The organism is Microcoleus sp. CAWBG27 (assembly GCF_020883145.1).
Lineage (GTDB): Bacteria > Cyanobacteriota > Cyanobacteriia > Cyanobacteriales > Microcoleaceae > Microcoleus.
Map to the genome: position 1 here is coordinate 25,583 of NZ_JAHREU010000042.1, position 12,862 is coordinate 38,444.

Annotated in this window: 13 protein-coding genes; 6 read left to right on the forward strand and 7 right to left on the reverse strand. The window is 46.6% G+C overall.

The genetic code is table 11. The features are described 5' to 3' along the window. Positions 1–38: 38 nt before the first annotated feature. Entirely contained in the window at positions 39–755 is a 717-nt protein-coding gene (locus QZ938_RS21270) for an aspartate/glutamate racemase family protein (protein WP_293350547.1), read from the forward strand. Positions 756–1,006: 251 nt separating this feature from the next. Here the strand turns inward: QZ938_RS21270 and QZ938_RS21275 are convergent, their stop codons facing one another. The 4 genes from QZ938_RS21275 to gltB form a co-directional block, all read right to left on the reverse strand. Continuing rightward, on the reverse strand, positions 1,007–1,135 hold the full coding sequence (locus QZ938_RS21275; protein WP_293350550.1) for a hypothetical protein: 129 nt from the start codon (positions 1,133–1,135) through the stop codon (positions 1,007–1,009). Positions 1,136–1,147: 12 nt separating this feature from the next. After that, entirely contained in the window at positions 1,148–1,570 is a 423-nt protein-coding gene (locus QZ938_RS21280) for a transposase (protein WP_293350553.1), read from the reverse strand. A gap of 91 nt (positions 1,571–1,661) precedes the next feature. Continuing rightward, positions 1,662–1,928: a hypothetical protein gene (locus tag QZ938_RS21285; RefSeq protein WP_293350556.1), complete on the reverse strand. Its 267-nt coding sequence runs from the start codon at positions 1,926–1,928 to the stop codon at positions 1,662–1,664. 165 nt (positions 1,929–2,093) lie between these two features. Beyond that, entirely contained in the window at positions 2,094–6,689 is a 4,596-nt protein-coding gene (gene gltB / locus QZ938_RS21290) for a glutamate synthase large subunit (RefSeq protein ID WP_293350559.1), read from the reverse strand. A 312-nt stretch (positions 6,690–7,001) separates the two neighbouring features. Between gltB and QZ938_RS21295 the strand changes: the two genes are divergently transcribed. From QZ938_RS21295 to QZ938_RS21315, 5 genes are all read left to right on the forward strand, one after another. Next, on the forward strand, positions 7,002–7,151 hold the full coding sequence (locus tag QZ938_RS21295; RefSeq protein WP_293332014.1) for a hypothetical protein: 150 nt from the start codon (positions 7,002–7,004) through the stop codon (positions 7,149–7,151). Between the two features lie 303 nt (positions 7,152–7,454). After that, positions 7,455–7,877: a phosphomannose isomerase type II C-terminal cupin domain gene (locus QZ938_RS21300; RefSeq protein WP_293150540.1), complete on the forward strand. Its 423-nt coding sequence runs from the start codon at positions 7,455–7,457 to the stop codon at positions 7,875–7,877. Between the two features lie 142 nt (positions 7,878–8,019). Then, positions 8,020–8,346: an iron-sulfur cluster assembly accessory protein gene (locus tag QZ938_RS21305; RefSeq protein ID WP_293150543.1), complete on the forward strand. Its 327-nt coding sequence runs from the start codon at positions 8,020–8,022 to the stop codon at positions 8,344–8,346. Between the two features lie 11 nt (positions 8,347–8,357). Then, a complete protein-coding gene (locus tag QZ938_RS21310; protein ID WP_363318802.1) occupies positions 8,358–8,924 on the forward strand; it encodes a Uma2 family endonuclease in 567 nt (188 codons plus the stop codon). A gap of 90 nt (positions 8,925–9,014) precedes the next feature. Continuing rightward, on the forward strand, positions 9,015–9,860 hold the full coding sequence (locus tag QZ938_RS21315; protein ID WP_293350562.1) for a class I SAM-dependent methyltransferase: 846 nt from the start codon (positions 9,015–9,017) through the stop codon (positions 9,858–9,860). A 125-nt stretch (positions 9,861–9,985) separates the two neighbouring features. Here the strand turns inward: QZ938_RS21315 and QZ938_RS21320 are convergent, their stop codons facing one another. The 3 genes from QZ938_RS21320 to yidD all read right to left on the reverse strand — a co-directional run bounded on the left by QZ938_RS21320 (position 9,986) and on the right by yidD (position 12,854). Further along, positions 9,986–10,984 carry a glycosyltransferase gene (locus tag QZ938_RS21320; protein ID WP_293150609.1) on the reverse strand — a complete coding sequence of 333 codons (999 nt, stop codon included), beginning with the start codon at positions 10,982–10,984 and terminating at the stop codon, positions 9,986–9,988. 203 nt (positions 10,985–11,187) lie between these two features. Beyond that, positions 11,188–12,402: a response regulator gene (locus QZ938_RS21325; protein ID WP_293350565.1), complete on the reverse strand. Its 1,215-nt coding sequence runs from the start codon at positions 12,400–12,402 to the stop codon at positions 11,188–11,190. A 227-nt stretch (positions 12,403–12,629) separates the two neighbouring features. After that, the gene (yidD, locus tag QZ938_RS21330; protein WP_293350568.1) at positions 12,630–12,854 is read right to left on the reverse strand and encodes a membrane protein insertion efficiency factor YidD; all 225 of its coding nucleotides are present in this window, start codon (positions 12,852–12,854) and stop codon (positions 12,630–12,632) included. Positions 12,855–12,862 lie beyond the last annotated feature (8 nt).

Sequence of the window (12,862 nt, forward strand, 5' to 3'; positions counted from 1 at the left end):
GATTGTAGCCGATCGTCTTAGTCATTTGAGGAGCCACCATGAAAACAATTGGGCTAATTGGGGGAATGAGTTGGGAGTCTTCAATTGAGTATTATCGCATCATTAACGAGGTCACCAAGAGCAAGCTTGGGGGATTGCATTCTGCTAAAAGCGTGATGTACTCAGTTGATTTTGCAGAAATCGAGGCTTTGCAACATCAAAGTCGCTGGCAAGAAGCAGCAGGTTTTATGGTTGCAGCAGCACAAAGCATTGAACGGGCAGGAGCTGATTTTATCGTTCTCTGTACTAACACAATGCATAAACTTGCGGATGAGATTGAGGCAAATATTCAAGTTCCGTTTCTCCATATTGCGGATGCGACGGCTGAGAAGATTCAGTCCAGTGGCATTCAAAAGATCGGCTTGTTGGGTACTCGTTTTACGATGGAGGAGGATTTTTATCGAGGGCGACTGGTAGATAAACATGGGCTAGAGGTGCTCATTCCAAATGATGATGAACGAGAGGTGGTACATCGAGTCATTTATGAAGAACTGTGTCTTGGAATTATTAATCCAGAATCTAGAAAGCAATATATCAAGATTATGAATAGCTTAGTTGAATCCGGTGCAGAAGGCATTATTTTAGGCTGCACAGAGATTGAGTTACTAATTCATACTGGAGATGCTACGGTTGGATTGTTTCCGACAACGAGGATTCATGCAGAAGCGGCAGTAGAAAAAGCAACAACTGCCGTACTTATTTGCGATCGCAAATAACTTCCAGGTAGCGTCGCAACTGCTACAGTGTTTCCCAACAGATCGAAGAATTCAACACTATTTTGGGGCTGTTGGTGAGGAGTTAGAAACCGGGTTTCTTCCTGAATCTGGGTGGGGATGCCGAGATTGTCGTAGAAACCCGGTTTCTTTGATTTTGGGGTGATTGGTGGGGGGTTAGAAACCGGGTTTCTTTCCTAAATCTGGGTGGGGATTCGGAGATTGTCGCAGAAACCCGGTTTCTTGGACTTTGGCTATTCTTCAAAGGTTAGATGGTGGATTAATTTATCGCTAGTTAAGTCTTCTAAAAAGTAGCGATAAGCTTCTGCTGACTGAAATTGCGATCGCACTTCATCTATTTTAGGTAAACTCCCATGACGCAAATCGATATATTCTTAGCTGGAAAATTCCCAGTCTTCTGCTTTTTCAACTATGTTAGCAGAGACTGGGTTTAAGTGAATATAGCGAGTTAGGTGTAATAAATACTCTTCTCTATCTACATGAATCGCTTGAAACCTTCCCTGAAACAGCGAACCGACTTTTTGATAGCGTTTATTGATAGCCTTGACATAGGACAGAGTAAATGACTGCATCAGCTTAGAAAAACGATCGGTTTTCAGGTAAACCAATAAATGATAGTGGTTCGGCATCAAACAATAAGCGATAATATCGACACCATTAGTAATCAAATGGTGTCTTAATAGGCGTAAAAAATAAATATAGTTTTCTTGTTGAAAAAATATCAACTGACGGTCATTACCTCGGTTATAAACATGGTAGTAATTACCCGCTTGTAAGATAACTTCACGATGTGGCATATGGCATATCGGTGGGGAGTTAGAAACCGTTGGTGGGGAGTCAGAAACCGGGTTTCTCACCCAAATCTTGGCATCCTCACCAAGATCAAGATTATCGCAGAAACCCGGTTTCTTGGACTAGGCGCGGGGGCTCAGAAACCGGGTTTCTTTCCACAATCTCGGTGATGATGCAGAAATTATCGCAGAAACCCGGTTTCTCTGCTGTGATGCAGAGTTCCAGGTACACCGAGGCCTCAGAAACCGGGTTTCTTTCCACAATCTCGGCGATGATGCAGAAATTATCGCAGAAACCCGGTTTCTCTGCTGTGATGCAGAGTTCCAGGTACACCGAGGCCTCAGAAACCGGGTTTCTTTCCACAATCTCGGCGATGATGCAGAAATTATCACAGAAACCCGGTTTCTCTGCTGTGACGATAGAGCTCCTGGTACACCGAGGCCTCAGAAACCGGGTTTCTTTCCACAATCTCGGCGATGATGCAGAAATTATCGCAGAAACCCGGTTTCTCTGCTGTGACGCAGAACCCTAGCTACCCCCAATCCGAGCGACATCGCGAGCGTTTTCTTCAAATGCAGCCGTCAGCGCATCATCACCGCTCAAACCCGCAGCGATCGCCCTTTGGATGGCCTGCAACACCCGCTTGTAATCCTTCGGCATCACCTTCACAAACACCGGTAACATCCCATCCCAATTTGCCAAAACCTTCGATGCGATCGCACTTCCAGTCAAATCAAAATGAGTCTGAATTAACTGCCGCAAATCGGCAATTTCCTCAGCATCCTCCAGTGTTTCCAGCGCTACCATCGACATATTGCAGCGAGTTGCAAAATCACCGGCTTCATCCAAAATGTAAGCGACACCGCCACTCATTCCTGCTGCAAAATTGCGCCCGGTGGCACCCAAAACTACAACTTTGCCGCCAGTCATGTACTCGCAACCGTGATCGCCCACGCCCTCGACTACCGCATTCACGCCGGAGTTACGCACCCCAAAACGTTCGCCGGCCATCCCCCGGATGAAAACCTCCCCAGATGTGGCTCCGTAAAGCGCCACGTTGCCTGCAATCACGTTTTCTTCTGCGACGAAGGTAGAAGCTGGCGACGGGTACAGGACGATTTTGCCGCCGCTGAGGCCTTTGCCCAAATAGTCGTTGGCTTCGCCTTCGAGCTCTAGGGTGACTCCCTTGGGTACGAATGCCCCAAAGCTTTGTCCCGCACTGCCTTGGAAGTGCAGGTGCACGGTATCATCGGGCAAGCCTTCCCAGTGGCGTTTGGTGATTTCGTTGCCGAGAATTGTGCCGACAACGCGGTTGACGTTGGTAATCGGGAGAGTGGCTTTGACTGGTGTACCGTGTTCGATCGCACTTTTGCACAAATCCAGCAGTACACTAAGGTCGATCGACTTTTCCAAACCGTGATCCTGCGGCATCTGACAGTAGCGCCCGACATCCGCCCCAACTTCGGGTTGATACAGGATGTTCGAGAAGTCCAAACCCTTAGCCTTCCAATGTTCCACCGCTTGTTGTGCTTCCAAAACATCGGTGCGCCCTACCATTTCATTCAAAGTGCGGAAGCCCAACTGCGCCATGATTTCGCGGACTTCTTGGGCGATAAATGTCATAAAGTTTACCGTGTGTTGCGGATCTCCCGTGAAGTTTTTCCGCAGCAGGGGATCTTGGGTGGCAACGCCCACAGGGCAAGTGTTCTGGTGGCACACGCGCATCATGATGCAGCCCAATGTCACCAGCGGCGCGGTGGCAAAACCGAATTCCTCTGCGCCAAGCAGTGCAGCAATTGCTACATCGCGGCCGGTTTTGAGTTGTCCGTCGGTTTCCACGGCAATTCGGCTGCGGAGATTGTTGAGTACCAGGGTTTGGTGAGTTTCGGCCAATCCCAACTCCCAAGGCAATCCGGCGTGTTTGATCGAAGTTTGCGGTGACGCGCCCGTACCGCCGTCGTACCCGGAGATGAGCACGACATCGGCGTGGGCTTTGGCGACACCGGCTGCGATCGTCCCAACTCCCACTTCTGACACTAATTTGACGCTAATTCGGGCTTCCCGGTTGGAATTTTTCAAGTCGTGAATCAATTCGGCCAAATCTTCGATCGAATAAATGTCGTGGTGAGGCGGAGGCGAAATCAAGCCTACACCGGGAGTTGAGTGCCGGACTTTGGCAATCCACGGGTATACTTTTTTACCGGGTAACTGTCCGCCTTCTCCGGGTTTTGCCCCTTGCGCCATCTTGATTTGGAGCTCCTTCGCTTGGGAAAGGTACAAGCTGGTAACGCCGAAACGCCCGGAAGCAACTTGTTTGATCGCACTGTTTTTTGAGTCACCGCGATCGTTTGTCCAAGTATATCTTTCCGGATCTTCCCCGCCTTCACCGGTGTTCGATTTGCCACCAATGCGATTCATGGCGACGGCTAAAGATTCATGGGCTTCTTGGGAAATCGAACCGTAACTCATCGCCCCGGTTTTGAAGCGTTTGAGAATAGCTTCCACTGGTTCAACTTCTTCAATTGTGATCGATTCTCGCTGCTTGAATTCCAACAAACCGCGCAGGGTAAAATGCTGTTGATTTTGTTCGTTAACTAGCCCGGAATACTGTTTGAAAAGTGGATAACTTCCTTCGCGCACGGCTTTTTGCAGGGCGTGAATAGTTTGCGGGCTGAACAAGTGGGCTTCGCCTTCCTTGCGCCATTGGTATTCGCCGCCGACATCCAGGGTGTTGCCGCTGGAAGGGCGATCGGGGAATGCGTGAGTATGGCGTAAAATTGCTTCTTGGGCGATGACTTCGAGGTCAACTCCGGCAATTCGCGATGCTGTCCAAGTGAAGTATTTATCGACTACGGATTTGTTTAAGCCGATCGCCTCAAATATCTGCGCGCCGCGATAACTTTGAATTGTGGAAATCCCAATTTTCGACGCAACTTTGGTCACGCCTTTGGTTGCGGCTTTCACGTAGTTTTTGCAAGCTGTCTTGGTATCAACATTTACCAGCAAACCTTCGCGGATCGAATCTGCGATCGTCTCGAAGGCCAAATAGGGATTGATCGCACCGCAACCGTAGCCGATTAAAGTCGCAAAGTGGTGGACTTCGCGCGGTTCGCCGGATTCGAGCACCAGTCCCGCCCGCGTCCGCGTACCTTGGCGGATTAGGTGATGGTGGAGGCCCGCAACTGCTAGCAGCGCCGGAATTGGAGCGTTTTCGGCATCGATTCCCCGATCGCACAAAATGAGAATATTTACCCCAGAGGCGATCGCGCGATCGGCTGCTGCGAACACATCTTCTAAGGCTTGTTCCAAACCTTTGACACCTGTTTTCGGGTCGAACAAAATTGGTATGGTAATCGACTTGAAATTACCTTGGGAAACGTGTTTGAGTTTGGCCAATTCTTCATTGCTGAGAATCGGTGTTTTCAGTTCAATTAAATGACAACTTTCTGGTTCCGGCTTGAGCAAATTGCGTTCCGATCCAATCGTTGTTTCCGCAGAAGTCACAATCTCTTCACGGATCGAATCAATCGGCGGATTCGTAACTTGGGCGAACAGTTGCTGGAAGTATTCATAAAGCAATTTTTGCCTGTTCGATAACACAGCTAACGGCGTATCCGCACCCATCGCCCCGACAGCTTCCACTCCATCCCGTGCCATCGGTGCTAACAGCATCCGCAGTTCTTCAAAGGTGTAACCAAAAGCCATTTGCTGCTGCAATAGATCCACTGTCTCCTTGGGAGAGTTGGCTGAATCTGCGGGCGCATCTGGAAGTTTGGCAATCTCGACCATGTGCGTGTCAATCCACTCGCGGTATGGATGTTCGGAGGCAATTTGATGTTTAATTTCCTCGTCAGAAACGATGCGGCCTTCTGCTGTATTTACCAGGAACATCCGGCCCGGTTGCAAACGGCCTTTTGAAAGAATTCGTTCCGGTGCGATCGGCAAAACTCCGGCTTCCGATGCCATAATTACTAAGTCATCCTTAGTGATACAGTAGCGAGATGGACGCAAACCATTGCGATCGAGAACAGCGCCGATCGATGTACCATCAGTAAAGGCGATCGAAGCAGGCCCGTCCCAAGGTTCCATCAAGCAAGAATGGTATTCGTAGAAAGCCTTTTTCTCATCACTCATCGACTCGTGGGCTGTCCAAGGTTCCGGAATCATCATCATAATGGCATGAGGCAAAGAACGCCCGGCCAAAGTCAGCAATTCTAAAGCATTATCAAAGATAGTGGAGTCGCTACCCTCGACATTGATTAAATTGGGGATTTTCTTTAAATCGTCTCCGAACAAGTCCGACTCGAACATCGATTGCCGCGCGTTCATCCAATTGATGTTGCCGCGCATCGTGTTAATTTCGCCATTGTGGGCGATGTAGCGGTAAGGGTGCGATCGTTCCCAACTTGGGAAAGTATTCGTGCTGAAGCGCGAGTGAACCAGTGCTAAAGCGCTTTCCATGTCGGGGTCATGCAGTTCGGGATAATAATCTCCGACTTGCACCGGCATCAGCATTCCCTTGTAGACGATCGTCCGGCATGACAGCGTAGAATTATACCAGTACGGGTCTACCTTCTGCCTGCGGATCGCATTGTGAGCTCGCTTGCGGATGACGTAAAGTTTCCGTTCAAAACCCGCCTCGTCCATACCTGCGGCGCGACTCAGAAACACCTGCTGCATCAAAGGTTCGCTGGCTTTGGCGGTATCTCCGAGGGACGAGTTATCAGTAGGAACTTCGCGCCAACCGAGCACGGGACAACCTTCTTCGGCGGCGATTTCAGCAAAGATGCGTTTGCCGTTTTCCCGTTGAGTTCGATCGCGCGACGAATAAATCGCACCGACGCCGTACTCGCCTGCTTCGGGAAGTTCGATATTTAAAGCTGCGGCTGCTTTCTTAAGAAACTTGTGGGGCACTTGCATCAAAATGCCCGCGCCATCTCCGGTATTGGGCTCGCAGCCACACGCACCTCGGTGATCGAGATTCAGTAGAATTGTCAGTGCCTGTTCGACTATTTCGTGAGATTTGTTACCCTTGACGTGTACAATGAATCCGACTCCGCAAGCGTCGTGCTCGAACTGGGGATCGTACAGGCCTTGCTTTTGTGGCAGTCCGTGGTTGTTCATTTTGATGTGTCTCTCAAAGTGACGAAAAGATTTTGATCTAGAGTTGAGCGTGGAATGGCGATCGACCTAGTATCATGTATTATATGTGGATCTACTGCATTGGGTAGATCCATCAAAAAATCAAAGCTTGTGCGATCGAGTGACGGTGAAAAAATAGTTAAAGCTGAGATGTTACGCCATTGTCAGCAATAGGCATCTTGCCTGTTCATAAATAAGTAAAAAATAGTTTGTTGGTAATTAATTGATAAATTAGATATTTGGATTTTTTTTTAACCGCAGAGGCCACAGAGAGCGCAGAGGAAGAGAAGAGAGATGAGTAATTGTGATAGCGACTCACATCTAGAGGATATTCAAGCTGCGATCGCGCCGAATGAAGCTGGACACGATCGGGATCTGAACAGTGATAGGATAAAATCGCTACATCCGCTCTTTCTCTGCGCCCTCTGCGCCCTCTGCGGTTAAAAAAATCCAAAACAACCATAAATCTTATAAAATGTTCCCATTAAATAAAGAACCAGCCGCCCCAGATGAAGATTTGATGTAGATTTGGTCGATCGCACCCATCACAGGTGACAACTACTATAGTGATTTTGCTATGGTTGTTAAGGCTGGTCGATCGGGAAGAGCAGATTTCACAGTAAAATGTACAGTTCGCTAACCCTTCCGCGCAGGTGAGGTTAGATTTTAACAACAAATTAGCTCACCTCAAAAACCAACATCGTTTACTAAAGGCTTCAACAAGCAATCCCGAAGGAGTAAAAAATCATGGTTCAAACTCAAGAACTTTCTCAAACATTAACTCTGCTTGCATCTGCTGCACCCAACGGAATTTCCGCTACAGAATCACGCCCGTGGGGTTCTTTTACAACACTTGAAGAAGGCCCGGGATACAAAATTAAGCGGATCGAAGTCAAGCCGGGACACCGCCTCAGCCTGCAAATGCACCACCACCGCAGCGAACACTGGATCGTAGTTTCCGGTACTGCTAAAGTTACTTGTGGCGAAACCGAAGAAGTTCTATTTACAAATCAGTCTACCTATGTTCCACAGTGCATTTCTCACCGTCTGGAAAATCCGGGAGTGATTCCCCTGATTTTAATTGAAGTGCAGAATGGTGAATATCTAGGAGAAGATGATATTGTGCGCTTTCAAGACGATTACGCGCGGACAGAATCTAAGGCTAAATAACCTATAAACTGGTTATTTGTTATTTGTTGTTTGTTATTTGTTATTCGCACCAATCAGTAACCAGTAACCAATAACCAGTAACCAATAACCAATAACCAGTAACCAATAACCAGTAACCAATAACCAATAACCAATAAAATTAATGATTCATCTAAGCAAAACAGCAGCCACAGAAGTAAAGCGCCTCAAGTCAAAGTATCCCAATCCCAATGCTTTGTTTCGTCTGGGCGTAGAATCGAGCGGCTGTTCCGGTTTGTCCTATACAATGGCATTTGACGATGCACCCGTCCCAGAAGACACTCTCTGCGAGTCTGAGGGAGTTCAAGTTGCGATCGACCCCCAGCACTTAAAATATCTCAATGAGCTAACCTTGGATTATTCAGAAGACTTGATGGGCGGAGGTTTCCGGTTCCACAATCCCAATGCAGCCCAAAGCTGTAGCTGCGGTAACTCCTTTTCTACGAGGTAAAAATTAATATGATGACACTCAAAGACTTAGAAAAAGTCCAAAAAACCTTCAAAGAAGCCGGTCAAGACTACCAACTTGAACTAGAAAGCGGGAAAATTATCATTGTGGGCCCCTCAGATATTGTATCAAGTGAAATTGGTGTACTTTTCATTTGGCTGCTTGCCAATTGGGTTTATCCCCGGCGTTTGGGCCGAATTTTTGACTCCGCAGGTGGCTTTATTTTGCCTGACGCGACGCTCACAGCACCCGATGTTTCCTTTGTGCGGGCCGCCCGGATCCGGCAAAGTACCCGTTATTTCGCAGAATTAGTCCCAGACTTGGTAGTAGAAATTAAATCACAGAGCGATCGTATTAAACCGCTCGAAAAAAAGATTCTCAATTTTATCCAACTCGGCGCACAAGTAGGCATTCTGATCGACCCGGATGAAGAAACTGTTACAGTTTACCGTCCCGAAGGCGAACCAATTGTGCTGGGTAATGGAGATATTTTGACGGTATCCGAACTTTTTCCTGGTTGGGAATTGCCCATTGCTGAACTTTGGCCGCCAATTTATACTGAAGCTGAAACTGAAGGATAATCTCGCATTTTAATATAAGTAGTTTGAACGAACCGCGAAGGCGCAAAGGACGCGAAGGAAGAGAGGAGAAGAGAAAAGAAAGATTTAACAATGGCTAATAAATCAGAAGAAACTCAAGATTGGTATAGTGAATATACCACTACCTACAGTTACGAACAGCGAAAAAATTGGTACAGCGAAATAGCAGGTTTCTACAACAAAACTAGACCGCGCTATCCCCAACAACTAATTAATCGCGTTGTCGAATTAGCCGAACTTCCCTCAAACGCCAACATTCTTGAAATCGGATGCGGCCCCGGAATAGCCACTGTTCCGTTTGCGGAATTAGGCTTTGCAATGCTTTGTCTCGAACCCAGTCAGCCAGCTTGTCAGCTAGCGCGACAAAACTGTAAAACTTATCCATCTGTAAAGATTAAAAATCAAACTTTGGAAGAGTGGGAATTAGAAACTGATAAATTCAATGCTGTGCTGGCGGCGACTTCTTTTCATTGGGTGTCACCAGAGATTCGCTATCAAAAAACGGCCGCCGCATTAAAAGATAAAGGTTCATTGATTTTGCTCTGGAATGCCGGAGTTTTGCCAGAAGATGAAGTTTACCGAGTTTTAAATGAAGTTTGTCAAACTCAAGCTCCATCTCTAGCAGTATATCATGCCAAAGAAAGAGTCAATCAAGCAGAAAGTATCAAAGAAATCGGACAAAATATCATCGACTCAGGCCTGTACGAAGATTTAATTTACGAACAGTTAGTATGTGAAATTACCTACAGTATTGAGGATTATCTGAATCTTTTGCAGACTTACTCGGAGTACATCGCGCTAGACGAGCAAAAAAGAAAATCATTGTTAACAAATTTGGGGGAAGCGCTCGCAAAAAACTGCGTAAATATCATCAAAGCTTCCTATATTTCAGCATTTCACATTGCCAAAAAACTTTAGCACTTTTTCTCTTCTCTTCCTTCGTGTCCTTTGCGCCTTCGCGGTTCGTTAAAAAAACCTTATTTACCAATCTAAGAAGGTTCGTAGTGAGGACTTTAGTCCTCTAAGAAGGACTAAATTCCTCACTACAAACCTATTGTAGTATAGCTGCTGAGAATAACCCACTGCATTAACTGCTGCCATTCGGGAGATTGAGTTAATAAATCTGCATCCAATTCATTGCCCGCATCCTGCGAAAATTCCGTAAAACACTCCGCCCAATTAATTACTGTTTCCACTGGCAAATAAGGCGTATAATTCCAAGAACGCTGCAAAAATTCTGCCATCTCAACAGGATGACCGGTGCGGTGCAAATACCAAGCAATCCAAACCAACGTACTGTACTTGATTTGCTTTTCCAACAAACGTATTTTATCCGGCACTTCGGGCCGCGCAAAAAAATTGTCCATTACCGCCGCCAAGGATTTAGCCTGCGGTAAACCTTTGTACATGGCACTTTGTTCGTGCTGGCGGTAGCAAACTGTTATTTGCCGCAGCCATTCTGTTTCGCATCCCATTAATGCTAAACGCAGCGCTAAATCTGTATCTTCAGCCGGGGGAAATCGAGGATCGAAACCGCCAGCGCGCTCTAACCATTCGCGGCGAAACATCATTGCGCTGGGCAATACTGGTTTCCACCGCAGCCACATTTCTAGGTCTAATTTAGGGACGTTTTTCCAGGGTTTGACATCTTTAATCCGTTCGCCTATACTGTTGACTTGACGCCAGCCACTGTGGACTATTCCTAGATTTGGTTGCGCTCTGAATACAGCAATTTGTGCTGCTAATTTCTCGGGTAAAAAGTAGTCATCTGCATCGAGAAAGGCGATGAATTCTCCTTGCGCTAGTTCGATGCCGCGATTTCGGGCAATGGAAACTCCTTGATTTTGTTGGTAAATGTAGCGAATGCGATCGCCATATTGCTCTAAAACTAATTTGGTGTCGTCTCGGGAACCATCGTCTACTACAATAATTTCCCAGTCAGTATAGGTTTGGCGCAGCACGCTATCTACGGCTTGGCCGACGTAAGCAGCACAGTTGTAAGCCGGAATCACCACGCTTACCTGCGGAGTTCGATCGCTCATCATGAATATCAAGTCCGAAGCATTAGAATCTATATAGGCTGGGCGGATTTACTAAAATGCTGGCTGTGAAATCCAGAAAAATTATACACTCGCCCCTCAAAGATTTATTTATCAAATCTAGTTGCGTCTTTATTATAATACGTTTAAGGTGCGACAGAGACTGACGCACCGGATAAGGGATGCTTTTTGAGCATAAATTTGGTTCAAGAATTTGCCAAAGTAAGTTGCCGCGAATTCAGTAAATTGTCGGGGCGAATTCCTAAAGGGTTGCGATCGCCTTTTACCTTTAAATACTTCTGAGCTATTTGCAAAACCTGTTCCGGATTGGGCGGCTTGCTCAAAAAATCGGAAGCACCTGTAAGTTTGGCTCGCGTGCGATCGATTATACTGTCTTTACCAGTCAAAAACACGATCGGAGTTTCCCGAAAACTAGGTGTTTGTCGCAAAAAATTGCACAAAGCAAAGCCGTTTGTCTTCGGCATTACCACGTCCATAAAAATTAAAGCAGGCTTTTGTTTGGCAATGATGCCCACTCCATCCATCGGATCTTGAATTTTTAGAACTCGATACCCCGCCGGCAATAAAATTTGTTGTAAAAATTCGCATACTGTCGGACTGTCATCAATACAGGCAATCAAAGGGCGAACCTGCCCAGCCATCGACGCAGCAAGGCGCCACTGTTCTATAGGCGACGGTAAGTCTGGTACTGTGCGGAAATTTACTAAACCCTGCTTCATGTAATTAACTAAAGCGCGAGTTGCGACTGTCACGCACTGCTTTTTCTTCAATGCAATATCCCAAAGAGTATTCTCGCCGTTAAATACGTTAGCCAAAGCTATCAAAGAGTTAGAACTAAATCGATTTTCCTGCAACTGGGCAGACGCTTTTAAAAGGGGTGCTTGTTCTGGTTCTACCAGCCACAAACCCATGCCTTTCCACTTCTGCCAAATTAGTTCTGTAGAGTACAGAATTTGTTCTACTTCCGTTACAGACAGCAGCAAAGAAGATATTATTTTAGAAAAATATTTTTCCGACGGACGCCACTCCCGACGCAAACCCGATTGACCGATCAGAGCAAACAAAACTTCGGAAATGCTGCTGTGGACGATCGCCTTAGCTTGTTGCAAACTCATTTCGCTGGCAGCTAGCCCTTGCTGAATCAGTTGATATTCCCACAGTTCCCGAGCCTCCAGATCTCTAAGATCCACTTGAAAGTTGGGACAGTGTTGTCCAATAGCCCTGTACCAGCGCCTCGCTCTGTGCGCTCCTCCTGTGGCATAAACCAAACTACCCTGAAAAAAGTATAGTTGCCACTGTTGCTCACCTTGCTCTAATAGCAGTTTTCCCGTTGCTTGTTTCTGGCTGAGGACTGCCAAAGTATGAGAAAGCATTTTGTACCCGATTGCGGTAGCAGACATATCAACTCGCATTCCCTGTACTCCTGTTTTCCCTATTATATCGCTGCTGAGTTTGGGAAAAAAACAGTAATATTACTGAATTGCGTTCAAAATAACAAATTACCTGATGCTAGTTTAAACAGTTGACAGTTGACAGTTGACAGTTGACAGTCTTAATCAGTTGACAGTTGACAGTTGACTAACGACTAATGACTAATAACTAACGACTAATGACTAATGACTAATGACTAATCGCTATCTTTGGGAGGTACGGGATCGTAACCCCCCGGATGAAAAGGATGACAGCGCAAAATCCGCTTAACTGCCATCGAGCCGCCGCGGGCTGGCCCAAATCTTTCTATGGCTTCGATCGCGTATTGGGAACAAGTGGGCTGAAATCTACAGGCGTTAGGCAAATAAGGAGAAATCCCCATTTTGTAGCCTCGAATTAATCCGATCAGCAATACTTTCACAATCTTCA

Excerpts from the sequence above, each read along its gene's own strand:
- QZ938_RS21270 (WP_293350547.1), top strand. The coding sequence starts at position 39 with ATGAAAACAATTGGGCTAATTGGGGGAATGAGTTGGGAGTCTTCAATT.
- QZ938_RS21280 (WP_293350553.1), bottom strand. The coding sequence starts at position 1,570 with ATGCCACATCGTGAAGTTATCTTACAAGCGGGTAATTACTACCATGTT.
- gltB (WP_293350559.1), bottom strand. The coding sequence starts at position 6,689 with ATGAACAACCACGGACTGCCACAAAAGCAAGGCCTGTACGATCCCCAG.
- QZ938_RS21295 (WP_293332014.1), top strand. The coding sequence starts at position 7,002 with ATGAGTAATTGTGATAGCGACTCACATCTAGAGGATATTCAAGCTGCG.
- QZ938_RS21300 (WP_293150540.1), top strand. The coding sequence starts at position 7,455 with ATGGTTCAAACTCAAGAACTTTCTCAAACATTAACTCTGCTTGCATCT.
- QZ938_RS21305 (WP_293150543.1), top strand. The coding sequence starts at position 8,020 with ATGATTCATCTAAGCAAAACAGCAGCCACAGAAGTAAAGCGCCTCAAG.
- QZ938_RS21310 (WP_363318802.1), top strand. The coding sequence starts at position 8,358 with ATGACACTCAAAGACTTAGAAAAAGTCCAAAAAACCTTCAAAGAAGCC.
- QZ938_RS21315 (WP_293350562.1), top strand. The coding sequence starts at position 9,015 with ATGGCTAATAAATCAGAAGAAACTCAAGATTGGTATAGTGAATATACC.
- QZ938_RS21320 (WP_293150609.1), bottom strand. The coding sequence starts at position 10,984 with ATGAGCGATCGAACTCCGCAGGTAAGCGTGGTGATTCCGGCTTACAAC.
- QZ938_RS21325 (WP_293350565.1), bottom strand. The coding sequence starts at position 12,402 with ATGTCTGCTACCGCAATCGGGTACAAAATGCTTTCTCATACTTTGGCA.